This is a genomic window from Azospirillum rugosum (assembly GCF_017876155.1).
Taxonomy (GTDB): Bacteria; Pseudomonadota; Alphaproteobacteria; order Azospirillales; family Azospirillaceae; genus Azospirillum; species Azospirillum rugosum.
The window spans coordinates 42,799-65,634 of the sequence record NZ_JAGINP010000013.1; the positions used below are offsets into that span (position 1 = coordinate 42,799).

The 22,836-nt window shown below is 69.1% G+C and carries 23 protein-coding genes; 13 read left to right on the forward strand and 10 right to left on the reverse strand.

Annotation, left to right across the window (positions count from 1 at the left end):
- Positions 1 to 37: 37 nt before the first annotated feature.
- From hemJ to hemE, 3 genes are all read right to left on the reverse strand, one after another.
- On the reverse strand, positions 38 to 466 hold the full coding sequence (hemJ, locus tag J2851_RS18095) for a protoporphyrinogen oxidase HemJ (RefSeq protein WP_209767791.1): 429 nt from the start codon (positions 464 to 466) through the stop codon (positions 38 to 40).
- A 40-nt stretch (positions 467 to 506) separates the two neighbouring features.
- Positions 507 to 1,547, reverse strand: a complete 1,041-nt coding sequence (gene hemH, locus J2851_RS18100; RefSeq protein WP_209767792.1) for a ferrochelatase — start codon at positions 1,545 to 1,547, stop codon at positions 507 to 509.
- Between the two features lie 85 nt (positions 1,548 to 1,632).
- Entirely contained in the window at positions 1,633 to 2,658 is a 1,026-nt protein-coding gene (hemE, locus tag J2851_RS18105; protein WP_209767983.1) for a uroporphyrinogen decarboxylase, read from the reverse strand.
- 448 nt (positions 2,659 to 3,106) lie between these two features.
- Between hemE and J2851_RS18110 the strand changes: the two genes are divergently transcribed.
- The 5 genes from J2851_RS18110 (at position 3,107) to dnaQ (ending at position 6,909) form a co-directional block, all read left to right on the forward strand.
- Positions 3,107 to 3,994 (forward strand): pyruvate, water dikinase regulatory protein, encoded by an 888-nt coding sequence (locus tag J2851_RS18110; protein ID WP_246500748.1) that lies wholly within the window; start codon positions 3,107 to 3,109, stop codon positions 3,992 to 3,994.
- Positions 3,991 to 4,593 carry a Maf family protein gene (locus tag J2851_RS18115; RefSeq protein WP_209767793.1) on the forward strand — a complete coding sequence of 201 codons (603 nt, stop codon included), beginning with the start codon at positions 3,991 to 3,993 and terminating at the stop codon, positions 4,591 to 4,593. The genes J2851_RS18110 and J2851_RS18115 overlap by 4 nt, the downstream gene beginning before the upstream one ends.
- Positions 4,594 to 4,600: 7 nt before the next feature.
- A complete protein-coding gene (locus J2851_RS18120) occupies positions 4,601 to 5,440 on the forward strand; it encodes a shikimate dehydrogenase (RefSeq protein ID WP_209767794.1) in 840 nt (279 codons plus the stop codon).
- Positions 5,441 to 5,594: 154 nt separating this feature from the next.
- Positions 5,595 to 6,239, forward strand: coding sequence for a dephospho-CoA kinase (gene coaE / locus J2851_RS18125; protein ID WP_209767795.1), 645 nt, complete (start codon positions 5,595 to 5,597; stop codon positions 6,237 to 6,239).
- On the forward strand, positions 6,232 to 6,909 hold the full coding sequence (gene dnaQ, locus J2851_RS18130) for a DNA polymerase III subunit epsilon (RefSeq protein WP_209767796.1): 678 nt from the start codon (positions 6,232 to 6,234) through the stop codon (positions 6,907 to 6,909). The genes coaE and dnaQ overlap by 8 nt, the downstream gene beginning before the upstream one ends.
- 105 nt (positions 6,910 to 7,014) lie before the next feature.
- Here dnaQ and J2851_RS18135 read toward each other — a convergent pair whose 3' ends face one another.
- From J2851_RS18135 to J2851_RS18145, 3 genes are read right to left on the reverse strand one after another with little or no spacing between them, the layout of a single operon-like run.
- Entirely contained in the window at positions 7,015 to 7,989 is a 975-nt protein-coding gene (locus J2851_RS18135) for a quinone oxidoreductase family protein (RefSeq protein ID WP_209767797.1), read from the reverse strand.
- Positions 7,990 to 8,008: 19 nt separating this feature from the next.
- Positions 8,009 to 8,518: a methylated-DNA--[protein]-cysteine S-methyltransferase gene (locus J2851_RS18140; RefSeq protein WP_209767798.1), complete on the reverse strand. Its 510-nt coding sequence runs from the start codon at positions 8,516 to 8,518 to the stop codon at positions 8,009 to 8,011.
- Positions 8,519 to 8,522: 4 nt separating this feature from the next.
- Positions 8,523 to 10,544, reverse strand: a complete 2,022-nt coding sequence (locus J2851_RS18145) for a thioredoxin domain-containing protein (RefSeq protein WP_209767799.1) — start codon at positions 10,542 to 10,544, stop codon at positions 8,523 to 8,525.
- Positions 10,545 to 10,698: 154 nt separating this feature from the next.
- Here J2851_RS18145 and J2851_RS18150 point away from each other — a divergent pair, with 154 nt between their 5' ends.
- The 8 genes from J2851_RS18150 (at position 10,699) to J2851_RS18185 (ending at position 17,663) form a co-directional block, all read left to right on the forward strand.
- On the forward strand, positions 10,699 to 10,950 hold the full coding sequence (locus J2851_RS18150) for a DUF6489 family protein (protein ID WP_209767800.1): 252 nt from the start codon (positions 10,699 to 10,701) through the stop codon (positions 10,948 to 10,950).
- Complete coding sequence (locus J2851_RS18155) at positions 10,947 to 11,306, forward strand: (2Fe-2S) ferredoxin domain-containing protein (RefSeq protein WP_209767801.1); 360 nt, start codon at positions 10,947 to 10,949, stop codon at positions 11,304 to 11,306. Before J2851_RS18150 ends, J2851_RS18155 begins: the two co-directional genes overlap by 4 nt.
- An 18-nt stretch (positions 11,307 to 11,324) precedes the next feature.
- Complete coding sequence (mnmE, locus tag J2851_RS18160; RefSeq protein WP_209767802.1) at positions 11,325 to 12,659, forward strand: tRNA uridine-5-carboxymethylaminomethyl(34) synthesis GTPase MnmE; 1,335 nt, start codon at positions 11,325 to 11,327, stop codon at positions 12,657 to 12,659.
- A 94-nt stretch (positions 12,660 to 12,753) separates the two neighbouring features.
- Entirely contained in the window at positions 12,754 to 14,622 is a 1,869-nt protein-coding gene (mnmG, locus tag J2851_RS18165; RefSeq protein ID WP_209767803.1) for a tRNA uridine-5-carboxymethylaminomethyl(34) synthesis enzyme MnmG, read from the forward strand.
- Positions 14,622 to 15,236 (forward strand): 16S rRNA (guanine(527)-N(7))-methyltransferase RsmG, encoded by a 615-nt coding sequence (rsmG, locus tag J2851_RS18170; protein WP_209767804.1) that lies wholly within the window; start codon positions 14,622 to 14,624, stop codon positions 15,234 to 15,236. Before mnmG ends, rsmG begins: the two co-directional genes overlap by 1 nt.
- 49 nt (positions 15,237 to 15,285) lie before the next feature.
- On the forward strand, positions 15,286 to 16,080 hold the full coding sequence (locus tag J2851_RS18175) for a ParA family protein (RefSeq protein WP_209767805.1): 795 nt from the start codon (positions 15,286 to 15,288) through the stop codon (positions 16,078 to 16,080).
- Positions 16,080 to 16,997 carry a ParB/RepB/Spo0J family partition protein gene (locus J2851_RS18180; protein WP_209767806.1) on the forward strand — a complete coding sequence of 306 codons (918 nt, stop codon included), beginning with the start codon at positions 16,080 to 16,082 and terminating at the stop codon, positions 16,995 to 16,997. Before J2851_RS18175 ends, J2851_RS18180 begins: the two co-directional genes overlap by 1 nt.
- 3 nt (positions 16,998 to 17,000) lie before the next feature.
- Positions 17,001 to 17,663 carry a class I SAM-dependent methyltransferase gene (locus tag J2851_RS18185; RefSeq protein ID WP_209767807.1) on the forward strand — a complete coding sequence of 221 codons (663 nt, stop codon included), beginning with the start codon at positions 17,001 to 17,003 and terminating at the stop codon, positions 17,661 to 17,663.
- A gap of 23 nt (positions 17,664 to 17,686) precedes the next feature.
- On the opposite strand, the gene holA is transcribed toward J2851_RS18185, so the two are convergent.
- The 4 genes from holA to J2851_RS18205 form a co-directional block, all read right to left on the reverse strand.
- Positions 17,687 to 18,709 (reverse strand): DNA polymerase III subunit delta, encoded by a 1,023-nt coding sequence (gene holA / locus J2851_RS18190; protein ID WP_209767808.1) that lies wholly within the window; start codon positions 18,707 to 18,709, stop codon positions 17,687 to 17,689.
- A gap of 39 nt (positions 18,710 to 18,748) precedes the next feature.
- The gene (gene lptE, locus J2851_RS18195) at positions 18,749 to 19,315 is read right to left on the reverse strand and encodes an LPS assembly lipoprotein LptE (protein WP_246500749.1); all 567 of its coding nucleotides are present in this window, start codon (positions 19,313 to 19,315) and stop codon (positions 18,749 to 18,751) included.
- A 28-nt stretch (positions 19,316 to 19,343) separates the two neighbouring features.
- Positions 19,344 to 21,914, reverse strand: a complete 2,571-nt coding sequence (gene leuS, locus J2851_RS18200; protein ID WP_209767810.1) for a leucine--tRNA ligase — start codon at positions 21,912 to 21,914, stop codon at positions 19,344 to 19,346.
- Positions 21,915 to 22,016: 102 nt separating this feature from the next.
- The gene (locus J2851_RS18205; RefSeq protein WP_209767811.1) at positions 22,017 to 22,559 is read right to left on the reverse strand and encodes a DUF3576 domain-containing protein; all 543 of its coding nucleotides are present in this window, start codon (positions 22,557 to 22,559) and stop codon (positions 22,017 to 22,019) included.
- Between the last annotated feature and the right edge of the window lie 277 nt (positions 22,560 to 22,836).

Below are 22,836 nucleotides of genomic sequence, written 5' to 3' on the forward strand. Positions count from 1 at the left end.
TTTCGGCTGCGCCTCCACCCAACCTACGGTGCTTTCCTCAGAACGGCTTCACGATCACGAAGATGACGATGCCGATCATCAGCAGGGTCGGCACCTCGTTCATGATGCGGAAGAAGCGCTGGGGCCGGGTGTTGCGGTCGGCCTCGAAGTCCTTGCGCCAGCGCGACATCATGCCGTGCACGGCGGCCAGCCCCAGCACGAACAGGATCTTGGCGTGCAGCCAGCCCTGGCTCATCCAGCCGGGATTCAGCGCGATTAGCGCGATGCCGAAGACGAAGGAGGCGATCATCGCCGGGTTCATGATGGCGCGCATCAGGCGGCGCTCCATCACCTTGAACCGCTCCGAGGAGTCGGAGCCCGGCGCCGTCTCGCAATGGTAGACGAACAGCCGCGGCAAATAGAGCATGCCGGCCATCCAGGCGATGATGCTGATGACGTGCAGCGCCTTGATCCAGTCGTACAGCACCAAACTCCCCTTCCCTTCTTTGTGGCCCTTCTTCGTGGATTTACGTGCGGGCCTGCTGCGGGCAGCCGGAGAAGCCCTCCGGGCAGACCTTGCCGCCGTTCTGGGCGCAGATGGGCGCCTTGGTCCCGGCCGACAGGCGGACCAGCCGGGCCAGCCCGTCGATGAAGGCCGGCTCCACCCCCACCGTCGGCACGCGGCCGAACCAGGGCACGCCGACCTCCTTGGCGAGGTGGCGGTATTCGATCTCGATCTCCACCAGCGTCTCGGAATGCTCCGACACGAAGGCGATCGGCGCCACCAGGATCGGCACGCCGTCCTGGCCGGCGCGGCGGATCTCCTCGTCGGTGGAGGGGCCGATCCATTCCAGCGGGCCGACGCGGCTCTGGTAGCAGTTGATCCAGTCCAGGTCGTCGATGCCCAGCGCGGCGACGATGGATTCGGCCGTGCGCTCGCACTGCCACTGGTAGGGGTCGCCGCCGGCCACGACCTTCTTCGGCAGCCCGTGGGCGGAGAACAGGACGCGCGGCTTCCCATGGGCCTTCGCCTGCTCGTAGAGCGGCCGGATCACCGCGGCCGAAGCGTCGATGAAGCCCGCCTGGGTCGGGTAGCAGCAGACGAGCCGCGTCGGCGCCGTCAGCCCCACCGTCTTCGCCGCCTCCCGCCAGACGCGGTCGCTGGAGCCCGTGGTGGTGGTGGAGAATTGCGGGTAGAGCGGCAGCAGCACCACCAGGTCCGGCGCGTAGTCCTTCACCCGGGCCGCCGTCTCGGCGCTCATCGGGTTCCAGTAGCGCATGGCGATGAAGACCTTGGCCTCCATCCCTTCCCCACGCAGGACCGATTCCAGCGCCGCGGCCTGGGCCTCGGTGTTCTCCAGCAGCGGCGACTTGCCGCCGAGTTCGGCGTAGATCGCCTTGGCCGCCTTGGCGCGCCGGCCGGAGATGAAGCTGGCGAGAATCGTGCGGAACGGATTCGGGATGCGGATGATCGCCGGATCGGCGAACAGGTTGAACAGGAACGGCCGCACGGCCTCCGGGCTGTCGGGCCCGCCGAGGTTGAACAGGACGACGGCAACGCGCTGCATCGATCGGGAACCGGGTGGTGGGACGGACATGGTGCGCTAAACTGGAGCGCGGCCGCGCCCCTGTCCAGCCCCTCCGGTTCGGATTCTAGCCCCGCTGCGGCCATTCCTTGATCAGGCGTGCCAGCTCGGCCACATGCTCCGGCGGGGTCGTCTGGATGACGCCGTGGCCCAGGTTGAAGACGAAGGGCCGGCCGGACAGCGTCTCCAGGATGTCCCAGGCCGCCGTGCGCAGCGCCTCGCCGCCGACGGCCAGCATGATCGGATCCAGGTTCCCCTGCACCGGCACGTGGGATTGCAGGTTGCGGGCCGCCCAGAGGGGCGGGACGGTGGTGTCGAGCCCGACCGCGGTCACCCCAGCCCCGGACACGTAGTCCTCATAGCAGAGGCCCGCACCGCGCGGGAAACCGATGACCGGGATTCCGGGGTGGCGCGCCTTCACCAGTGCGACGATCCGCCGCGTCGGCTCGATGACCCAGCGGCGGAACTCCCCGGCCGGCAGGACGCCCGCCCAGCTGTCGAACAGCTGCACGACCTCCGCCCCCGCTTCGATCTGGGTGCAGAGATAGTCGGCGGTCGCCTCGACCAGCAGATCCATCAGCATCCCGAATCCGGCGGGGTCGCCGTAGGCCCAGCGCTTCACATGGGCGTATTCCTTGGATCCCGCCCCTTCCACCATGTAGCAGGCGATGGTCCAGGGCGCGCCCGCGAAGCCGATCAGCGTGGTGTGCGCCGGTAGAGCGGTGGAGAGCCGGCGCAGCGTCTCGTAGACCGGCTCCAGCCGCTCGTGGAAGCGGTCGCGGGACAGGCGCTTCAGGTCTTCCACGTTTCTCACAGGGTCCAGCTTCGGCCCCTCGCCCTCCTGGAAGGCCAGCGGCTGCCCCAGCGCGTGCGGCACCACGAGAATGTCGGAGAACAGAATCGCCGCGTCCATGTCGTAGCGGCGCAGCGGCTGGAGCGTCACCTCCACCGCATGGTCCGGGTTGTAGCACATGTCCAGGAAGCTGCCCGCCTTGGCCCGCAGCGCGCGGTATTCCGGCAGGTAACGCCCGGCCTGGCGCATCAGCCAGAAGGGCGGGCGCGAACGCACCTCGCCGGCGAGCGCGGCGAGCATGGGCTTCAGAATCTCGGACACGGCGGATCGTTCCCTACAGATGGAGTTTTCCCCGGAATCCCAACGCCCGGGCTTATCTCCCCTACTCAGTATTCTTTTTAAGAAGAGAAAGGAAGATGGGGTAGAGGGAGCCTGTGGATAGCGGGAATCCCCGCTTTGCCCGGAATCATCCACAACCGGACCCGGCGCCTGTGGACCGATTCGGGATTCTGTGGACGACTCCGGACGCTTTCGCCGGAAACGGCGGAAATGCTATATCACGAAGCCTGGGAATCCCGTGGATAACATGGTCCGCGCGGCCGGTTGTTCCCATCTTGCGAAGAGGGCGGCGGAATCATCCCGAAGGGGGCTCCAGCGGGGGCGGTGAGTCCCGCCCTAGGGGACAGAATCCGGGGATCCCCGATATCCACAGGTTTGGATCGGGTTCTCCACAACACTTTGGGGACGGATGAGACAGTTCCATCTGCATCTTGTGTCCGACGCGACGGGCGAGACGATCAACAGCGTGGCCCGCGCCTGCGTCATCCAGTTCGACGACGTGCGTCCGGTCGAGCATTTCTGGAACCTCGTGCGCACCGACCGGCAGCTCGACATGGTGCTGGAAGGCATCCAGGAGCATCCCGGCCTCGTGATGTTCACGCTGGTGGACGAGACGCTGCGCCGCCGGCTCCAGGACTTCTGCCGCGAGGTGCAGGTCCCCTGCATCCCGGTGCTGGACCCGCTGATCAACGCGCTGGCCGCTTTCCTCGGCGTCGAATCCCAGCGCCAGCCCGGCCGCCAGCACGCGCTGGACGCCGAGTATTTCGGCCGCATGGACGCCATGGACTTCGCGCTGGCCCACGACGACGGCCAGTCGAACTGGGACCTGCACGAGGCCGACGTGATCCTGATGGGCGTGTCGCGCACCTCCAAGACGCCGACCTGCATCTATCTGGCCAACCGCGGCATCAAGGCGGCGAACATCCCGATCGTGCCCGGCTGCCCCCTGCCGCCGGAGATCGAGAAGATCACCCGCCCCCTGATCGTCGGCCTGACCAAGGACCCCGACCGGCTGGTCCAGATCCGGCGCAACCGGCTGAAGCTGCTGAACCAGAACGACAGCTCCACCTACGCCGACCCGGAGGTGGTGCGCAACGAGGTGACCGACGCCCGGCGCATGTTCAGCCGGCGCGGCTGGCCGGTGATCGACGTCTCCCGCCGCTCCATCGAGGAGACCGCGGCGGAGATCATGATGCTGCTCGCCCGGCGCCAGTCCGGCGGTCTTCCTGGTGGCGGTTTGCCGGGGGGCGTGCTCCCGGGCGGCGGCGGTGGCAGCGCGCCCGGCGGTGTGTCGTGAGCGGCCCGGCCGTTGTCCTGGCGTCCGGCTCCAAGACGCGCGCGGAGATGCTGGAGCGCGCCGGCGTGCGCGTCACCCTGGCCCCCGCCGCGGTGGACGAGGAGGAGATCAAGCTCGCCGCCCGCGCCGAGGGCATCGGCGTGGACGAGGTGGCGGAAACCCTGGCCGAGCTGAAGGCGCAACGCGTCACCCGCAAGCATCCCGGCGCGCTGGTGATTGGCGCCGACCAGATGCTGGAATGCGACGGCCGGTGGTTCGACAAGCCGACCGGCCGCGACGCGGCGCGGCAGCAGCTGAAGGATCTGCGCGGCAAGACGCACCGGCTGGTCAGCTGCGCCGTGGTGGTGCGCGACGGGGAGCGGCTGTGGCACCAGGTGGACCGCGCCCGGCTGGCCATGCGCCCCTTCAGCGACTCCTTCCTGGAGTCCTATCTGGACCGGGCCGGCGACGGCGTGCTGCACTCCGTCGGCGCCTACCAGCTGGAAGGGCTGGGCGCGCAGTTGTTCCAGCGCGTGGACGGCGATTTCTTCACGATCCTGGGGCTGCCGCTTCTGCCGCTGCTCGGGTTCCTGCGCGTGCACGGTGTGATTGGGGAGTGAGGACGCGATGATGATCAGCGGCAAGGCGAAGCTGGCCGGCGTGATGGGCTGGCCGGTCGGGCATTCGCGCTCCCCCCGGCTGCACGGCCATTGGCTGGAGCGCTACGGGATCGACGGCGCCTATGTGCCCCTGTCCGTCCCGCCCGACCGCATCGAGCAGGCAATCCGCGCCCTGCCCGCGCTGGGCTTCCGCGGCTGCAACGTCACCGTCCCGCACAAGGAAGCCGCCTGGCGCACGGTGGACCGGCTGGACGCCACGGCCAAGCGCATGGGTGCCGTGAACACCATCGTGGTGGGCGAGGATGGCGCGCTGGAGGGCCGCAACACCGACGGCTTCGGCTTCATTGAGAACCTGAAGAGCGGCGCGCCGGGCTGGAAAGCGTCCGATGGACCGGCCGTGGTAATCGGTGCCGGCGGCGCCGCGCGCGCGGTCGTCGCGTCCCTGCTGGACGAGGGAGCGCCGCTGGTGTGGCTGATCAACCGCACGCGTGCGCGGGCAGAGGAACTCGCCGGAGATATCGGCGGCGCGATCGAAGTCGCCGATTGGGTTTCACGTGAAACCCTGCTGGAGGGGGCGGCCCTGGTCGTCAACACCACGACCCAGGGCATGGCCGGCCAGCCGCCGCTCGACCTCGATCTGCGCGCCCTGCCCGCCTCGGCGGTCGTCACCGACATCGTCTACACGCCACTGATCACCCCGCTGCTGGAAGCCGCGCAGGCCCGCGGCAACCGGGTGGTCGACGGCGTCGGCATGCTGCTCCACCAAGCCCGCCCCGGCTTCGCCGCCTGGTTCGGCACCGAACCCGAGGTGACCGAGGAACTGCGCCGCGTCGTCCTGGCGGGCTGAGCGCTGACCAGTTCCCTCTCCCCTCCGGGGAGAGGGTCAGGGTGAGGGGGCTCCGGCAGATGCAGAGCTGCCCGGTCCCCCCTCAACCCCCTCACCCCGACCCTCTCCCCAGAGGGGAGAGGGAGAAGAAGGTCCACACCATGGCAGACCGATCATGATCGTGCTTGGCCTCACCGGGTCCATCGGCATGGGCAAGAGCACGGCGGCGCGCATGCTGAAGCGCATGGGCGCGCCGGTGTGCGACAGCGACGCCGTGGTGCACGGGCTGCTGGGCAAGCACGGCGCGGCCGTGCCGGCCATCGACGCGGCTTTCCCCGGCGTGGTCCGCGACGGCGCGGTGGACCGCCGGGCGCTGGGCGCCGCGGTCTTCGGCAATCCGGAGGCGCTGAAGCGGCTGGAGGGCGTCCTGCACCCGGCGGTGAAGGAGGCGCAGCGAGTCTTCCTGGCCCGGGCGGCGCGGCGGCGCGTCAAGGTCGCGGTGCTCGACATCCCCCTGCTGTTCGAGACCGGTGGCGAGCGCCGCGTGGACCGCACCGTCGTGGTCACCGCCCCCTTCCTGGTGCAGAAGGCGCGGGTCCTCGCGCGGCCGGGCATGACGCCGGAGAAGTTCGCCGCTATTCTGCTGCGGCAGACGCCCGACGCGGAAAAGCGCCGCCGTGCCGATTACGTCGTCAACACCGGCGACGGTCGCCATCACACCCGGCGGGCCCTGCGGAAGATCATTGCGGACGTGAAACGTCTCCGCGGCCGGCACTGGCCGCCGCGGGGTTACCAGCCGGGACAGGTGGTTCATGCGTGAAATCGTGCTCGATACCGAAACGACGGGCTTCAAGCCTGAAGAAGGGCACCGGCTGATCGAAATCGGCTGCGTCGAGCTGGTCAACCACGTCGCGACGGGCCGGAACTTCCACCGCTACATCAACCCGGAACGCGACGTGCCGGCCGACGCCGTCGCGGTGCACGGCCTGACTGGGGAGTTCCTGGCCGACAAGCCTCTGTTCAACGACGTGGTGGCGGACTTCGTGGAGTTTATCGGCGACGCCCCGCTGGTGATCCACAACGCGGCCTTCGACATGAACTTCCTGAACTGGGAGCTGAAGATCGCCGGCTACCCGGTGATGCCCAAGGACCGCGCCGTCGACACGCTGATGATGGCGCGCCAGAAGTTCCCCGGCGCCCCGGCCACCCTGGACGCGCTCTGCAAGCGCTTCGGCATCGACAATTCCAGCCGCACCTACCACGGCGCCCTGCTCGACGCGCAGCTGCTGGCGGAGGTCTATCTGGAGCTGCTGGGCGGCCGCCAGGCGGGCCTCGCCCTGTCCGCCGGCCCGCTGGGGAACGGCGGGACGTCGATCCGCATCGACCGCCCCTACCGCGCCCCGCGCCCCCACGCCCCGAGCGAGGAGGAGCTGCTAGCCCATGCGGAGCTTCTGACGAAGCTGAAGAACCCGCTGTGGGCGGCGGAGTGACGCATTGATGTTGACGCGTTGACGTCGGGTTTCGCTTCGCTCCACCCGACCTACCCAGGCCTTGGCCCGTAGGTTGGGTGGAGCGAAGCGAAACCCAACACACCCTTACGGCAACAACACCGTCGACCCCGTGGTGCCGCGGGACTCCAGCGCCCGGTGGGCTTCCGCGGCGTCGCGCAGCGGGAAGGTCTGGCGGACGTTGATGTTAACGCCGCCGGCGTGCACCACCTCGAACAGGTCGGCGGCGCTCGTCATCATGTCGTCGCGCTTGGCAACGTAGGTGAACAGCGTCGGCCGCGTGACGTAGAGCGAGCCCTTGGCCGCCAGCAGCTGCAGGTCGAGCGGCGGCACCGGGCCGGAGGCCGCGCCGAACAGCACCATGAAGCCGCGCGGGCGCAGGCAGTCCAGACTGTCCATGAAGGTGGTCTTGCCGACGCCGTCGTAGACGACCGGCACGCCCTGCCCGTCCGTGATGTCCTTCACCCGATTCACGAAATTCTCGCGGGTGTAGACGATGGGATGGTCGCAGCCGTTGGCCCGCGCCAGCTCCGCCTTCTCGTCGCTGCTGACCGTGCCGATGACGGTGGCGCCGAGGTGCTTCGCCCATTGGCAAAGGATCAGCCCGACGCCGCCGGCCGCGGCCTGCACCAGGATAGTGTCGCCCGGCTGCACCGCGTAGGTGGAGCGGATCAAAAACTGCGCCGTCATGCCCTGAAGCATCATGGCGGCGGCCTGGCGGTCCTCGATCCAGCTGGGCAGCGGGACCAGCCGGTCGGCGGGTGCCAAGCGCGATTCCGCGTAGGCGCCGATCAGCGGCGCGTAGGCGACGCGGTCGCCGACCTTCAGCGTCGTTACGTCCGGCCCCACGGCCTCCACCACGCCGGCGCCCTCCGTGCCGATCACGGCCGGCAGCTGCGGCAGCTTGTAGAGGCCGGAGCGGTGGTAGGTGTCGATGTAGTTCAGCCCGACGGCGGTCTGGCGCAGCCGCACCTGGCCGGGGCCGGGATCGCCCACCTCGACCTCGTCCCAGCGCAGCGCCTCGGGTCCGCCATACTCGTGGATGCGGATCGCATGAACCATGATGGGTCCTTCCCCCTTCTTATAAGAGCTGTAGCGTGAGCCTATCCCTGGCCTTGGCGCCTGTCACCGCCTTGCCGGGCTTCCCGCGAAAGCCTTCGTGCCGCAGCAGCCAGTCCTTGGTCTCCAGCCCGCCGAAGCCGGAATAGCCGCCGGGCGCGCCGCCGCTGCCGACGATGCGGTGGCAGGGAATGATGACCGGGATCGGGTTCGCCCCGCAGGCTCCGCCGACCGCGCGCGGCGCGCTGTCGAGCATGCGGGCGACGTCGCCGTAGGTCAGCACCGTACCCGGCGGGATGGCCTGCATCGCCGCCCAGACCTTCTGGCGGAAGGCCGTTCCACGTGGCGCCAGCGGCAGGTCGAAGCCCGTCCGCCGGCCCGCGAAATAGTCGGCGAGCTGCCGGGCGGCCTCCTCCAGCACCGAATCCGGCGCGTCGTCCCCCTGGTGACCCCAGTCGAGCGCGACAATCGCGCCGTCGGCGCTGGTCAGGGTCAGCGGCCCCAGCGGGCTGTCGAGGGTCAGGCGTCCCATGGTTTCACCTCCGGTCCAGCGCGTCGGCCAGGGCGTCGGGCTTGGTCACCGGCGGCGAGCAGGTCATGCCGGTGCAGACGTAAGCCGCGGCCACCCCACCCTGCATGCCCTTGCCGTGCGCCGGATGGCTGGCCGGAAGGTCCGTTCCCGGCGGAACCAGGCTGAGGATGCGGTTCGGCAGAGACTGGTCGAGCACCGCCCGGCGCAGCGCCCGCGTGTCCGCCCCCTGCGGGTCGCCGACGATGACCACCTGCACCCCGTTCTGCAACAGCTCCACGGCGTTCAGGAAGGTGGGCAGCGGGAAGAAGTTGCGGCCCAGTTCCCCGGAGAAGGCGGCGACCAGCGCGTCGGCGCGCTCCCGGTAGGCGTCCTCGCCCGTGCGGTGATAGAGCGTCGCCAGCACGGCCAGCATCGTGCCGTTGCCGCTGGGGATCGCGCTGTCGTGCGCCGACTTGGTCCGGATGATCAGGTCGGTCGCGTCGTCGGCCGTGTAGAAGTAGCCGCCCGCCTCCCCGTCCCAGAAATGCCGGTCGAGCACCGCCACCCAGCCCCGCGCCTGCTCCAGCATCGCCGGATCGCCGGTCGCCTCATGCAACGCCAGGGCGGCGCGCGTCATGTGGGCGTAGTCGTCCAGCGTCGCGGCGTGCTTCAACTGCCCGGCCCGCCAGCTGTGGCGCAATCGCCCACCGTCATGCATGTGGTCGCGGACGAAGGCAAAGGCGCGTTGCGCGGCGGCGATCCAGTCCGGCTCGTCCAGCGCCAGGCCAGCATGGGCGAGTGCGGCGATCATCAGCCCGTTCCAGTCGGCCAGCACCTTGTCGTCCCAGCCCGGCCGGACCCGCGTCTCGCGCTCTCGGAACAGGACGGCGCGCAGGCCCGCCAGCTTGGCCTCCGTTTCGTCGTCCAGCCGCTCGATCCGGTGCAGGCGGTTCAGGATCGTGGCGCCTTCCCAGTTGCCCTGGGGCGTGACGTTGTAGATCCGCTTGAACAGCGCGGCGTCCGGGCCGTCGAGCAGCCGGTCGATCTCCTCCTCGTTCCAGACGTAGAAGAGGCCTTCCTCCCCCTCGCTGTCGGCGTCGAGCGTCGCGGCGAAGGCGCCGCCCTCCGCGATCATCTCGCGCAGCAGCCAGCCGACCGTCTCGCGGATGCGGTCCTCGAACAGCGGCTCCCGCTCCTCCTGCCAGACCAGGGTCAGCAGATCGAGAAGCTCCGCGTTGTCGTAGAGCATCTTCTCGAAATGCGGGACCAGCCACATCTCGTCCACGGAATAGCGGGCGAAGCCGCCGCCCAGATGGTCGTAGATGCCGCCCTGGCTCATGTGGGCCAGCGTGTTCAGCACGGCGGCACGGTAGGGCTCCTTCCCCGTGCGCTGCCAGGCGCGCCACAGAAGCTCGAAGATCGGCACCTGCGGGAACTTCGGCGCGTTGCCGATGCCGCCGTTGAAGGGGTCGACCTCCCGCGCCAGCCGCTCGGCGATTTGGTCGATTACCGCCATGTCGATGGCGCCGGCGGCCTTGTTCTCCGACAGCTTGCCCAACGCGTCCTTCAGCGCCGTGACGTTGCGGGTCACGTTCTCCGGCTTGGTGCGGTAGGTGTCCGCCACCCCTTGTAGCACGTCCGGGAAGCCCGGCCGGCCGTAGCGGGATGTCGGCGGGAAATAGGTGCCGCCCCAGAAGGGCTCCGCCTCCGGCGTCAGGAACATGGTCAGCGGCCAGCCGCCCTGCTGCCCCAGCAGGGCGAGTGCCGACTGGTAGATCTGGTCGACGTCCGGCCGCTCCTCCCGGTCCACCTTGATGTTGACGAACAGGTCGTTCATCAGCTCGGCGATCTCCGGATTCTCGAAGCTCTCGTGCGCCATGACGTGGCACCAGTGGCAGGCGGCGTAGCCGACCGACAGCAGGATGGGCTTGTTCTCGCGCTTCGCCCGCTCGAAGGCGTCCGGGCCCCAGGCCATCCAATGGACGGGGTTGTCCTTGTGCTGGAGCAGGTAGGGGCTGGTCTCCCGGCCGAGCTGATTCTCGGGCATGTGAGCGATTCCGTTTTGCTGGAGCGTTCCGTATTAAACTGGCCCGGGCGTGCCGTTGCGCCAGTTCTCCCTATCTGTATAGTGGGTCATGAGCCGAAGCGGCGCTCAACCCTTAATTTCCCGCGTACCACGCGCTTTCCGAGGGAATGGGGCCATGAAGATCACCATCGACATCGATTGCACACCCGACGAGGCGCGCCACTTCCTGGGCCTGCCCGACGTGAAGCCGATGCAGGACGCCATGATGCAGGAAATCCAGGACCGCATGACGGCCAGCCTGCACGCCATGGATCCGGAAACGATGATGAAGACCTGGCTGCCGGCGGGCATCCAGGGCATGGAGCAGCTGCAGAAAATGTTTTGGTCCCAGATGGCCGCCGCCATGGGACAGGATGGACGCAAGTGACCGATCCGAAGCCCTATTTCGAAGCCCACGTTTTCTGCTGCACCAACCGACGCCCCGACGGGCACAAGCGCGGCTCCTGCGCCGCCCACGGATCCGAAAAGCTCCGCGACTATATGAAGGCCCGCGCGCGGGAGCTGGGCCTGGACGGCAAGGTCCGCATCAATTCCGCCGGCTGCCTGGACCGCTGCGAGCTGGGGCCGACCATGGTCGTCTACCCGGAGGGTGTCTGGTACACTTACCACTCTCCGGCCGACGTCGATGAGATCCTGGACACCCACCTGGTGAAGGGCGGCCGCGTTGAACGCCTGATGCTCGACACAGACCAGAGGGAGCTGCGGCCGGAACAGGCCGGCTGAGCCTTCCGGACATTCGTGATGATCCACACGATCTTCGCCCTTGCCACCGCCCCCGGCCGCGCCGGTGTGGCGGTGGTTCGCGTTTCGGGCCCTGCCTCCGGCGACGCCCTGGCCGCCCTCACAGCCAAGGCCCTGCCGCGCCCGCGGGAAGCCACCCTGGTGAAGCTGCGCGACCCGACGTCCGGCGAGGTGCTGGACGACGCGCTTGTCCTGTACTTCATCGCACCGCGCAGCTTCACCGGCGAGGACGTGGTTGAGCTTCACCTGCACGGTGGGCGCGCCGTGGTCGCTGGGGTGGTGGAGGCGCTGGGCGCCCTGCCCGGCCTGCGTGTTGCTGAGCCCGGCGAGTTCACCCGCCGCGCCTTCGAGAACGGCAAGCTCGACCTGACCGAGGCGGAGGCCGTCGCCGATCTGGTCGACGCCGAGACCTCCGCCCAGCGTCGGCAGGCGTTGCGGCAGATGGAGGGCGCGCTCGGCACGCTCTACGACGGGTGGCGGGATCGGCTGACGCGCTCGCTGGCCCACATCGAGGCGGACATCGACTTTCCCGACGAGGACTTGCCCTCCGGCGTGTCCGACGCCGCACGGCCCGTTCTGGCAACGCTGGCGGCGGAGATCGACGCGCATCTCGACGACAATGGCCGTGGCGAGCGGCTGCGCGAGGGCCTGCACATCGCCATCGTCGGCGCGCCGAACGCTGGCAAGTCGAGCCTCCTGAACGCCCTCGCCCGCCGGGAGGCAGCCATCGTGTCGGCCCGCGCCGGCACGACCCGCGATGTGATCGAGGTGCATCTCGACCTGGGTGGCTACCCGGTCGTGCTGGCGGACACCGCCGGCCTGCGCGAGGCCGCGGCCGACGAGGTGGAGGAGGAAGGCATACGCCGCGCCCGCGACCGGGCGGCGCGCGCCGATGTGAAAGTGGCGGTGTTCGACGCGACGGCCCTGCCCGCGCTCGATCCGGCCACCGTGGCGCTGGTCGATGGCGACACGGTCGTGGTGCTGAACAAGACGGATTTGTCGGGCGATAGCGGCGGCATCGTGGTCGGCGGGCAAAGTGGCCTGACGGTGTCCGCCCGCACCGGCGACGGCCTTGCGGCGTTGGAGCAGCGCTTGACGGCCTTCGCCGCGGACCGGCTGGCCGGGAGCGGCGTGCCGGCCCTGACCCGCGCGCGGCACCGTTCGGCGCTGGAGGAATGCCGCGACGCTCTGCGCCGCGCGCTGGGTGCGCCCCTTCCGGAGCTGATGGCCGAGGATGTCCGGCTGGCGAGCCGCGCGCTTGGCCGCATCACCGGGCGGGTTGATGTGGAGGATCTGTTGGATGTGATCTTCCGGGACTTCTGCATCGGAAAGTGAGGCGAACCAAGCGCCGGTGTTTCACGTGAAACATGCGCGCGCTTCAGGAAACTGTCGCTTGGCTTAAGGGCCGTTCCTCACTAGAGTGCGGCGCATGCGAACGTTCGACGTCATTGTTGTCGGCGGTGGCCACGCCGGATGCGAGGCTGCGGCCGCTGCGGCGCGCATGGGTGCGCGCACGCTGCTCCTCACCCACAAGGTCGAGACCATCGGCGAGATGTCCTGCAACCCGGCCATCGGCGGGTTGGCGAAGGGGCATCTCGTGCGCGAGATCGACGCGCTCGACGGTGTCATGGCCCGCGCCATCGACCGCGGCGGCATCCAGTTCCGCATCCTGAACCGCAGCAAGGGCCCCGCCGTCCGCGGGCCGCGCGCGCAGGCCGACCGCAAGCTCTACAAGCAGGCCATGCAGGCAATCCTGGCGGAGCAGGAGAACCTCACCATTGAGGCCGGCGGTGCCGAGGACCTGACCATCGACGCCAACGGACGCGTGTCCGGCGTGGTGACCGGCGCCGGGGAGACGATCGCGGCTGGCGCTGTCGTTCTGACCACTGGGACCTTCCTGCGCGGCCTGATCCACATCGGCGAGGAGACCACGCCGGCCGGTCGCGTGGGCGAAGCCCCGTCTATTGGTCTGTCGGAGACGCTGGCGCGCGTTGGCTTTCCGCTCGGTCGGCTGAAGACCGGCACACCGCCCCGCCTCGACGGCAAGACCATCGACTGGGACGCGCTGGAGAAGCAGCCAAGCGATCTGCCGCCCCCGCCCTTCTCGTACCTGACGGACCGGATCGAGACGCCGCAGATCGACTGCGCGATCACTTGGACGACGCCGGAGATGCACGCGCTGATCCGCGGCAACCTGCACCGCGCGCCCATGTACTCCGGTCAGATCCAGAGCACCGGCCCGCGCTATTGCCCGTCCATCGAGGACAAGGTGGTGCGCTTCGCCGACAAGGAGCGGCACCAGATCTTCCTGGAGCCGGAGGGGCTGGACGACGACACGGTCTACCCGAACGGCATTTCCACCTCCCTGCCCCGCGACGTGCAGCTGGCCTTCCTGAAGACCATGCCGGGGCTGGAGCGCGCGGCGATGATCCGCCCGGGCTACGCCATCGAATACGACTACGTCGACCCGCGCGAGCTGAAGCCGACGCTGGAGACGCGCCGCGTCCCCCGCCTGTTCTTCGCCGGCCAGATCAACGGCACGACGGGGTACGAGGAGGCGGCCGCGCAGGGCATCATGGCCGGCATCAACGCCGCCATGGTCGCCAGCGGCTCGGCGGAGGGTTTCGTGCTCGACCGCGCCGACGCCTACATCGGCGTGCTGATCGACGACCTGATCACGCGCGGGACCAACGAGCCCTACCGCATGTTCACCTCGCGCGCCGAGTACCGGCTGCTCCTACGGTCCGACAACGCCGACCAGCGGCTGACGCCGAAGGGTCTCGCCATCGGCTGCGTGGGGTCGGAACGGCGGGACGCTTTCACGGCGAAGGCGGCGGCCCTGTCCGCTGGCCGTGACTTGGTGCGCACGCTTCAGGCGACGCCCGCCGAGCTTCAGCGCCAAGGCATCGCGGTCAACCAGGATGGCGTGCGACGCTCCGCGGCCGATCTGCTGCGCTACCCGGACCTGGACCTGTCCACCCTCGCCCGCCTCTGGCCGGAGCTGGGCGACATCCCCGCGGACATCGCCGAGCAGCTGGAGATCGACGGCAAATACGCCGGCTACCTCGACCGGCAGGAGGCCGACATCCGCGCCTTCCGCAAGGACGAGGCGCTGGAGCTGCCCGACGATCTGGATCCAGACGCCATCGGCAGCCTGTCGGCGGAAATTCGGCTGAAGCTGCGGCAGGTTCGGCCGGCGACGCTCGGCGCCGCGGCCCGCATTCCGGGGATGACGCCGGCGGCGCTGGTGGCCTTGCTCCGCCACGTGAAGCGGCGCGACGTGAAGGTGGCGGTTTGATGAGCGGTTTTGACGCTGCGGCTTTTCAGGCCGAAACCGGTGTTTCACGTGAAACACTGGACCGACTCGCCGCCTACGACGCGACGCTGCGCAAGTGGCAGCCGAAGATCAATCTTGTTGGGCCGTCCACTCTGCCCGACGCATGGCGCCGGCACTTCCTCGACTCCGCCCAGCTCTTTCCGCTGATCCCGGAATCGGCCCGCGTGCTGGTCGACCTCGGCAGCGGTGCCGGCTTCCCCGGCCTGGTGCTCGCCATCATGGGCGTGCCGGAGGTTCATCTGGTGGAGAGCGACGCCCGCAAGTGCGCCTTCCTGCGCGAGGCCGCCCGCGCGGCGAACGCCAAGATCACTGTGCACAACAAGCGGATCGAGGCCGTCACGGGCATCGAGGCGGACGTCGTAACGGCGCGCGCCCTCGCCCCCCTGTCCGAACTGCTGGCCTGGGCCCACCCGTTCATCGGGAATCGCGGGGCCACGCTCTTCCCGAAGGGCCAAAATGTGGCGGAAGAATTGACCGATACCACCAAATATTGGAAGATGCGCACCGAGCGCTTCGACAGCCGTACCGACCCCACCGGAACGATCCTGCGTGTGAGTGGCATCGACCGTGTCTGACACCGCGACCCCGCCCCCATCCCGCTCCGAGGCTTCCCGAGAGGCTGCCATGCCCGCCGCCCTGCCCGCCGCCCGCGTCATCGCCATCGCCAACCAGAAGGGTGGCGTGGGCAAGACGACGACGACGATCAACCTCGCCACCGCGCTCGCCGCCATCGGCAAGCGGGTGCTGGTGATCGACCTCGACCCCCAGGGCAACGCCTCCACCGGCCTCGGCATTCCGCGCGCCGACCGGCGCTTCGGCATCTACGACGTGCTGTTCGACGGCATGGCGCTGGAGGACGCCGCGGTGGTGTCCGCGGTGCCGAACCTGTCGATCATCACCTCCTCCGTCGATCTGTCCGGCGCGGAGATCGAGCTGGTCGCCGCCGACAACCGCGAGTTCCGCCTGCGCGACGCGGTCGGCAAGAGCGCCTTGGAATACGATTATGTGCTGATCGACTGCCCGCCGGCGCTCGGCCTGCTGACGCTGAATGCGCTGGTCGCCTCGCACGCCGTCATGGTGCCCTTGCAGTGCGAGTTCTACGCGCTGGAAGGTTTGAGCCACCTCGTCCGCACGATCGAGCGGGTGAAGCGCAGCTTCAACCCGGACCTGGACATCCACGGCGTCGTGCTCACCATGTTCGACAAGCGCAACAACCTGTCGGACATGGTCGCTGCCGACGTCCGCGGCTTCTTCGGGGAGAAGGTCTACGACACCGTGATCCCGCGGAACGTGAAGGTGTCGGAGGCGCCGTCCCACGGCAAGCCGGTGCTGATCTACGACATGCGCTGCCCCGGGTCGCAGGCATACATCCATTTGGCCGGCGAGGTGCTGCGCCGTGAGAAGAGGCTGAGCGCGTGATGGAGGAGACCAAACGTTCCGAAGGCGGCGCCGCCCGCCGTGCCAGCCTGGGCCGCGGCCTGTCCGCCCTGTTCGGCGAGGCGGCCGACGACTATTCGGCGATCGACAAGGTGCGCCAGTCCAAGCAGGTGCCGATCGAGTTCATCCACCCCGGCAAGTACCAGCCGCGGCGGAACTTCGATGATGAGGCGCTGCAAGGGCTGGTCGAGTCGATCCGCGACAAGGGCATCCTCCAGCCCTTGCTCGTCCGCCGCGACCCCGACTCGACGAACTCCTACGAGCTGATCGCCGGCGAGCGCCGCTGGCGCGCCGCCCAGGTCGCCGGCCTGCACGAGGTGCCGGTCGTCGTCCGCGAGCTGACCGACCGTGAAGCGCTGGAAATCGCGCTGATCGAGAACATCCAGCGTCAGGACCTGACCCCGCTGGAAGAGGCGGAAGGCTACCGGCGCCTGATGGAGGAGTTCCAGCACACGCAGGAGGACCTGGCGCGCTCGGTCGGCAAGAGCCGCAGCCACGTCGCCAACATGATGCGCCTGCTGGCCCTGCCCGATCCGGTCAAGGGCATGGTGCAGGACGGGGCGCTCAGCGCCGGCCACGCCCGCGCCCTGCTCACCGCCTCCGATCCGGTCTCCGTGGCGCGGGAGGTCGTCAAGCGCGGCCTCAACGTTCGGCAGACCGAAGACCTGATGCGCGGCAACGCCCCGCCCAAGCCGAAGAAGAACGGCGGCGGTGGGTCTCCGGCGGCCGATCCCACGCTGAAGGACGTCGATCTGGTCAACCTGGAGGAGGAGATCTCCGCCCGGATCGGGCTGAAGGTCGCCATCGTGCCCCAGGGCAAGGGCGGCACGCTGACCATCCATTACCAGACGCTCGACCAGCTGGACGACGTGCTGCGCCGACTCGGCGGCGGGGAGTAGCGCGTGCCGGATGCCGAGGCGGTCCGCGCCGGACAGGCGGCCTACACCGGCTGGATCCTGAAATGGGTCTATGACGGGCTGGTCCTCGGCTTTTCCAACCACCGCCTCTGGCGCTGCCCGACCGCGCGGCTGCTCGACCTCTATGACGCCAACGTCACCAGCAACCACCTGGACGTCGGGGTCGGCACGGGCTGGTACCTGGACCACTGCCGCTTTCCGGATCCGGAGCCGCGGCTGGCGTTGATGGACCTGAACGAGAACAGTCTCGCCTTCGCGGCGCGGCGGGTCGCGCGCTACCGGCCGGAAACCCACCGCCGCAACGCGCTGGAGCCGATTCGCTTCGACGATCCGGGCTTCGACTCGGTCGGGCTGATGTATCTGCTGCACTGCCTGCCCGGGACCATGGCGGACAAGGCCGTGGTGTTCGACCATCTGCGGCCGCTGCTGAACCGGGGCGCCGCGTTGTTCGGCGCGACGATCGTCCAGGGCTCCGCCCCGCGCGGCCCCATGGCGCAGCGTCTGATGGACCTCTACAACGCAAAGGGTGTCTTTTCGAATCGGGAGGACACGGCGGAGGCGCTCGACCGGGAACTGGCGGCGCGCTTCCCACGCCACGACGTGGCGCTGGTCGGCTGCGTCGCCGTGTTCCGCGCCTTCGCCGACTGACGCCCTGCCCTACCGCCGGGGTCCTACCGGCGTGCCAGGGAGGCGAGCTGGAACAGCACGCGGGCGCAGATGGTCTGGTCCGGCATGTTGGTGCGCTTGCAGTCGGCCTCGGCGTCCACCAGACGTTCCAGCGCTTGGCGGACCAGGGGCGCGGACCAGCGGCGCGCCTGGTTCACCAGCCGTGGCTTCATCTTGAAGAACACCGGCGGGCGCAGCGACTCGACCGCGGCGTCCGGGGATTTGCCGGCGGCGACCTGGCCCGCCACCAATTGCAGGCGCTGGAAGTGCCGCTGCGCGGTGCGCAGGATCGCCACCGCCGCCATGCCTTCCGCGAACAGCCGCGCCAGCGAGCGGTCGAGTGTCGGGAAGTCGCCCTCCGCCGCCGCCCAGATCGGCTCGTCCAGCGACAGAGCGGCGCTGTCGCCGACGCAGGCCTGCGCATCCTCCAGCCGGACGCGCTTCTCACCGCCCATGTAGAGCGCCAGCTTCTCCACCTCGCCGCGCGCGACCATGCGGTCGCCGACGAGGTTGCCGGCCAGGAAGGTCAGCGCGTCCGGATCGGCGGTCAGGCCGTGCCCGTGCAGGATGTCGGCGATCACGCGGCCGAGCGACGCCTCCTCCTCCACATAGCAGGGAATGGCCACGGCGGAGTCGGCGCCCTCGAACAGGGTGCGCAGTTTCGACCGGTTGGCGAGGTCGCCGGCCTCCACCACCACGAGGCTGTCGCCGGGCGGCAGGTCGGCCAGGAAGGCGGTGAAGGCGGCGGCCGTGTTGTCCTCCGCCTCGCGCACGCGGATCAGACGGCGCCCGCCGGTGAAGGCGATGGCGGCGGCCTCGTCGGCCAGCCGCGCGGGATCGTCGGCGACGGCGCGGCCCAGCATCTCCGTCACCCGGAAGGGATCGGACAGGTCCTGGACGACGGTGCGCCCCACGGTCATCGCGCGGTCGCGCACGAGGCCGTTGTCGGGGCCATAGAACAGCACGACCCGGATCCGGGGATCCGGGCTGCGCAGGAAGCCGTCGACGGCCTTCGGTTGCAGCTTCATGGGGAAACCTCCCCGGCCCGCGGTGCGGCGGCCATGCCGTTACGGTGTCGCGCTTCCGGTCCCGGCACCGGTCCCGTCGTCGACTTTGATCTCCGGCGGGCGGTTCAGGTACATCGCGACGCGCGCGGTGATGTCGTTGGAGACTTCGAGCAGCGCGCGGTCGTAGGCGTTCTCGACGGTCACAAGCCCGGCGTACTGCTGCTCCAGCACGTTGTAGCTGATGAAGGAGCGGGACAGGGCCGACAGCACGACCTTGCCGGTCGCGATGTCCACCAGCTGGTACGGCGCGTAGACGACCAGCTGCGCGCGAACCGCCGTGGCGTCCTTCTGCAGGGCCAGCTTCTGCTCGGCCGCGGTCAGGGTGGTCAGCAGGCGGTATTGCGAATGGGCCGGCCGCCCGTCCTTGTAGAAACGGTCGATCAGCAGGTTGCGAAGCTGCTGGCCGTACTGGTCGGGGATGATCCCGATGTCGACCTCCTGCAGCTTCGCGCTGACGTTCGCAGCACCCCGACCGCCGTAGAGCGGCTGGAACCCGCAGGCGGCGGTGCCCAGGGCGACGGGCGCCAGCACGGCGAGGGTCAGCAGCCCCCGCCGAGTCGGTCGCATCAGGCCCTGCACCGTCCGGCGGGTCGGCTTAGACGACGACATTGATCACCCGGTTCGGCACGACGATCACCTTGCGCACGGGCTTGCCCTCCAAGGCGCGCTGGACGTTGGGGTCGGCCAGCGCGGTCTGCTCCGCGGCGTCCTTGGCCATGTCGCGCGGCAGCTCCAGCGTGGCGCGCAGCTTGCCGTTGACCTGCACCGCGACGGTGACCGAGTCCTCCACCACCAGCGCCGCGTCGGCCTGGGGCCAGGGCTGGTTCACCAGCAGCGTGGTGTGGCCCAGCTGGGCCCACAGCTCCTCGCCCAGGTGCGGCATCATCGGGCCGACCAGGCGGACGATGGCCTCAAAGCCCTCGCGCAGGACCCAGGCCTCGCCCTCCCCCTGGCCGTCCAGTTCCGCCAGAGCGTTGGACAGCTCGCGCACGCGGGCGACGGCCTTGTTGAAGCGGAACTTCTCCAGGTCCTCCGACACGCCGGCGATGGTCTTGTGGACCAGGCGGCGGGTCGCCTCGGCTTTGGCGCTCAGCGCGTCGGGTTTCGCCGAGCCCGCCGTCGGCAGCGCCACCGGGGCCTCGGTCACCATGCGCCACAGACGGTTGATGTAGCGCCAGGCGCCGTCGATGCCGGCTTCCGTCCACTCCAGGTCGCGCTCCGGCGGGCTGTCGGACAGCATGAACAGGCGGGCGGCGTCGGCGCCGTAGGTGCCGATGATGTGCGCCGGGTCCACCACGTTCTTCTTGGACTTCGACATCTTCTCGACACGGCCGACGGTGACCGCGCCGTTGTTGTCGGTGCGGATGTACTGGCCCAGGTCGTTCTTCTGGATGTCGGTCGGGGCCAGCCAGGCGCCGGTCGCCGCGTCCTTGTAGGTCTCGTGGTTGACCATGCCCTGGGTGAAGAGGCCGGCGAAGGGCTCCTCCACGTTCAGGTAGCCGCACTGCTTCAGCGCCCGCGTCCAGAAGCGGGAGTAGAGCAGGTGCAGCACGGCGTGCTCGATGCCGCCGATGTACTGGTCGACCGCCAGCCAGTAGTCCACCGCCTCCCGCGTGAAGGCCGCATCCTCGACCTGGGGCGAGCAGAAGCGGGCGAAGTACCAGCTCGACTCGATGAAGGTGTCGAAGGTGTCGGTCTCGCGCACCGCCGGCTTGCCGCAGGTCGGGCAGCTGGTGTGCTTCCAGGTCGGGTGATGGTCCAGCGGGTTGCCGGGCTTGTCGAAGGTGACATCCTCGGGCAGCACGACCGGCAGGTCCTGCGCCGGCACCGGGACGATGCCGCAGCTCTCGCAATGGATGACCGGGATCGGGCAGCCCCAGTAACGCTGGCGGGACACGCCCCAGTCGCGCAGGCGGTACTGGGTGGTGCGCTCGCCCTTCCCCATCTCCTCCAGCCGGCGGCCGACTTCCTGCTTGGCGGGCTCGACCTCCATGCCGTCCAGGAAGCGCGAGTTGCGCAGCAGGCCGGGGCCCGTGTAGGCCTCGGTCCCGATGGTGAAGCTGGCCGGGTCGGCGTCGGCCGGGACGACCACCGGGGTGACCGGCAGGCCGTACTTGCGGGCGAAGTCCAGGTCGCGCTGGTCGTGCGCCGGGCAGCCGAAGATGGCGCCGGTGCCGTATTCCATCAGCACGAAGTTGGCGACATAGACCGGCAGCTCCCAGTTCGGGTCGAACGGGTGCACGACCTTCAGACCGGTGTCGAAGCCCTTCTTCTCCGCGGTCTCGATCGCCTCCTCGCTGGTGCCCAGGCGGTTGCACTCCGCGATGAACTCCGCGAGCGCGGGGTTGTTCGCGGCGAGTTCGGCGGCCAGCGGGTGGTTGGCGGAGATGGCGGCGAAGGAGGCGCCGAACAGCGTATCCGGACGGGTCGTGAAGACCTCCAGCTTGTCGTCGCGGCCGCGCATGTCGAAGCGGAAGCGCACGCCGGTGGACTTGCCGATCCAGTTCTCCTGCATCAGGCGGACGCGGTCCGGCCAGCGGTCCAGCGTGTCCAGCCCCTGCAGCAGCTCCTCCGCGAAGGCGGTGATCTTCAGGAACCACTGGGACAGCTTGCGCTTTTCCACCAGCGCGCCGGTGCGCCAGCCGCGGCCGTCGATCACCTGCTCGTTGGCCAGGACGGTGTTGTCCACCGGGTCCCAGTTGACCCAGGACTCCTTGCGGTAGGCCAGGCCTTCCTTCAGGAAATCCAGGAACATCTTCTGCTCGTGGCGGTAATACTCCACGTCGCAGGTGGCGATCTCGCGGCTCCAGTCGATGGACAGGCCCATCGTCTTCAGCTGGCCGCGCATGGTCGCGATGTTCTCGCGCGTCCACTTGGCGGGGTGGGTCTTCTTCTCCAGCGCGGCGTTCTCCGCCGGCAGGCCGAAGGCGTCCCAGCCCATCGGGTGCAGGACGTTGAAGCCCCGCGCGCGCTTGTAGCGCGCGATCACGTCGCCGATGGTGTAGTTGCGGACGTGGCCCATGTGGATGCGCCCCGACGGGTAGGGGAACATCTCGAGCACGTAATACTTCTCGCGAGCGGCGTCCTCGCGCGCGATGAAGCAGCCCTGCTGCTCCCACGCGCCCTGCCACTTCGCCTCGGTTTCCTTGACATTGTAACGCGACATGACCGCAGACGCCGTTCTGGTGTTTGTCGAAGGCTCTAAAGGTAAGGCGCCGGCGGCCGTCCGGAAGGCGGCGCCGGCGCTGTCCCCAGCGATGTCACCCGATCAGCGCGCCGAGGCGCTCTGGGTGACGCGCAGCTGGCGGGCGCGGGTGAGCACGGCGTCCTCCAGCGTGCCGGAGGTGCCCGGCTCCACCGGAGCCTCGCGCCAGTCGTTGCCGGTGCGCTGCTGCTTGAACACCGACACCCGCACGCCGTCGGCGCGCAGCTGGCGGTCCATGATGTACAGGTTCACCTTGAAGCGCTCGTTCGGCGCGTCCGGCGGGGAGTACCAGTCCGTCAGGATCACGCCGCCGAAGGGATCGGCCGAGACGATCGGCATGAAGGACAGCGTGTCGAGCGAGGCGCGCCACAGGAAGCTGTTGACGCCGATGCCGTTCGGGTCGCCCTGGTCGGAACCGTTGCGCTTGTTCTTGCCGAACAGGTTGAAGCCGCCGTCGGTGCCCAGAAGGCTGCCGAACTTGTACTCCTTGTTCTTCATCTGGTCGTCGAGCGTTTCCGTCTTGCCGCCCCAGCTGGAGCAGCCGGCCACGGCGAGCGACGCCGCGATCACGACGGGGGCAAGGCGGAGGGCACGGGAACGGCGCATGGTCGGGAACCTGGGTCAATAAAATTGAGGTACCGCGCACGAGAGTGCGGCGGTTGCCGGTGAAAAGACCATAAAAGACCGCCAACGCGCAACAGGGGATGCGGTCCGGCGGCTCGGCGCCGGCGCCGTCCCACGCCTTTCCGCCCGGCGTCAATAGGCATAGCGGCGGGCATGGAGGCGGGCATGGGGGCGGGTATCGGCGAATGTCCTCCAGTCTCCGCAACCGAACCCCGGCAGTCGTCGTTTGCCGGTCGTGGACGAGCACTGGTGCCATTCT

What these genes read in the sequence shown, in the direction of transcription:
- hemH (WP_209767792.1), bottom strand. Translation starts at nt 1,547, where the DNA reads ATGCAGCGCGTTGCCGTCGTCCTGTTCAACCTCGGCGGGCCCGACAGC.
- hemE (WP_209767983.1), bottom strand. Translation starts at nt 2,658, where the DNA reads ATGCTCGCCGCGCTCGCCGGCGAGGTGCGTTCGCGCCCGCCCTTCTGG.
- J2851_RS18110 (WP_246500748.1), top strand. Translation starts at nt 3,107, where the DNA reads ATGAGACAGTTCCATCTGCATCTTGTGTCCGACGCGACGGGCGAGACG.
- J2851_RS18120 (WP_209767794.1), top strand. Translation starts at nt 4,601, where the DNA reads ATGATGATCAGCGGCAAGGCGAAGCTGGCCGGCGTGATGGGCTGGCCG.
- coaE (WP_209767795.1), top strand. Translation starts at nt 5,595, where the DNA reads ATGATCGTGCTTGGCCTCACCGGGTCCATCGGCATGGGCAAGAGCACG.
- dnaQ (WP_209767796.1), top strand. Translation starts at nt 6,232, where the DNA reads ATGCGTGAAATCGTGCTCGATACCGAAACGACGGGCTTCAAGCCTGAA.
- J2851_RS18135 (WP_209767797.1), bottom strand. Translation starts at nt 7,989, where the DNA reads ATGGTTCATGCGATCCGCATCCACGAGTATGGCGGACCCGAGGCGCTG.
- J2851_RS18140 (WP_209767798.1), bottom strand. Translation starts at nt 8,518, where the DNA reads ATGGGACGCCTGACCCTCGACAGCCCGCTGGGGCCGCTGACCCTGACC.
- J2851_RS18145 (WP_209767799.1), bottom strand. Translation starts at nt 10,544, where the DNA reads ATGCCCGAGAATCAGCTCGGCCGGGAGACCAGCCCCTACCTGCTCCAG.
- J2851_RS18150 (WP_209767800.1), top strand. Translation starts at nt 10,699, where the DNA reads ATGAAGATCACCATCGACATCGATTGCACACCCGACGAGGCGCGCCAC.
- mnmE (WP_209767802.1), top strand. Translation starts at nt 11,325, where the DNA reads ATGATCCACACGATCTTCGCCCTTGCCACCGCCCCCGGCCGCGCCGGT.
- mnmG (WP_209767803.1), top strand. Translation starts at nt 12,754, where the DNA reads ATGCGAACGTTCGACGTCATTGTTGTCGGCGGTGGCCACGCCGGATGC.
- rsmG (WP_209767804.1), top strand. Translation starts at nt 14,622, where the DNA reads ATGAGCGGTTTTGACGCTGCGGCTTTTCAGGCCGAAACCGGTGTTTCA.
- J2851_RS18175 (WP_209767805.1), top strand. Translation starts at nt 15,286, where the DNA reads ATGCCCGCCGCCCTGCCCGCCGCCCGCGTCATCGCCATCGCCAACCAG.
- J2851_RS18180 (WP_209767806.1), top strand. Translation starts at nt 16,080, where the DNA reads ATGGAGGAGACCAAACGTTCCGAAGGCGGCGCCGCCCGCCGTGCCAGC.
- holA (WP_209767808.1), bottom strand. Translation starts at nt 18,709, where the DNA reads ATGAAGCTGCAACCGAAGGCCGTCGACGGCTTCCTGCGCAGCCCGGAT.
- lptE (WP_246500749.1), bottom strand. Translation starts at nt 19,315, where the DNA reads ATGCGACCGACTCGGCGGGGGCTGCTGACCCTCGCCGTGCTGGCGCCC.
- leuS (WP_209767810.1), bottom strand. Translation starts at nt 21,914, where the DNA reads ATGTCGCGTTACAATGTCAAGGAAACCGAGGCGAAGTGGCAGGGCGCG.
- J2851_RS18205 (WP_209767811.1), bottom strand. Translation starts at nt 22,559, where the DNA reads ATGCGCCGTTCCCGTGCCCTCCGCCTTGCCCCCGTCGTGATCGCGGCG.